The 656-nt window shown below is 35.4% G+C and carries 1 pseudogene; it reads left to right on the forward strand.

Going from position 1 to position 656, the window contains the following annotated elements:
• A pseudogene (locus CQA43_RS09570) lies at positions 1-656 on the forward strand (hypothetical protein); the annotation flags it as partial.

Here is a 656-nt window from a genome sequence, read left to right on the forward strand (position 1 = left end):
GCCTTAATCCTAGCAAAAGCATTTATCTAGGCGACCATATTTGGGTGGGGCAAGAAGTGGGATTCTTAAAAGGTTGCTTTATTGCTTCGGGTTCTGTCATAGCGGCAAAGAGTTTGGTAACTGCAAAGAAGTTTTATTCTAATACAATTAATGCGGGGAATCCTTGCAAACAAGTAAAAGAGGGAATCTTTTGGAGTGGGGAGTGTGTGCATAGTTGGGACAAAGTAACAACAGAACATTATGAGCAAAACCACAAAGATGACTTCAAATTCACCTATCAAAAAGATTCCTTTCTTTCCCCTTATGCCATAGAACAAAAGCTAGAATCCTTGCAGAGCGCACAAGAAAAGCTAGAATTTATTTATGATTCTCTCTATTGCAATACAAATAAGAATCGCTTTGCTTATTTTGAAGATTGTCCTTTTGAGATTCCTTTACCCTTAATACCTAAACAATTTGAAAAACTAAAGTTTAAAACTTTAAAAACCCCTCAATCTATTTTTACTTTTCCTATTCCAAATCCTAAAGATTCCTTGCAAACTAGAATCAAAAATCTTGAATCTCTCCTCTTTGGCACAGCAAAAGACAGAATCAAAAACCATCTTAGCTACCAATTAGGACAAATCCTCCTTAAAGATTCTAAATCTTTCTTTGGA

Source organism: Helicobacter ganmani (assembly GCF_003364315.1).
Lineage (GTDB): Bacteria > Campylobacterota > Campylobacteria > Campylobacterales > Helicobacteraceae > Helicobacter_D > Helicobacter_D ganmani.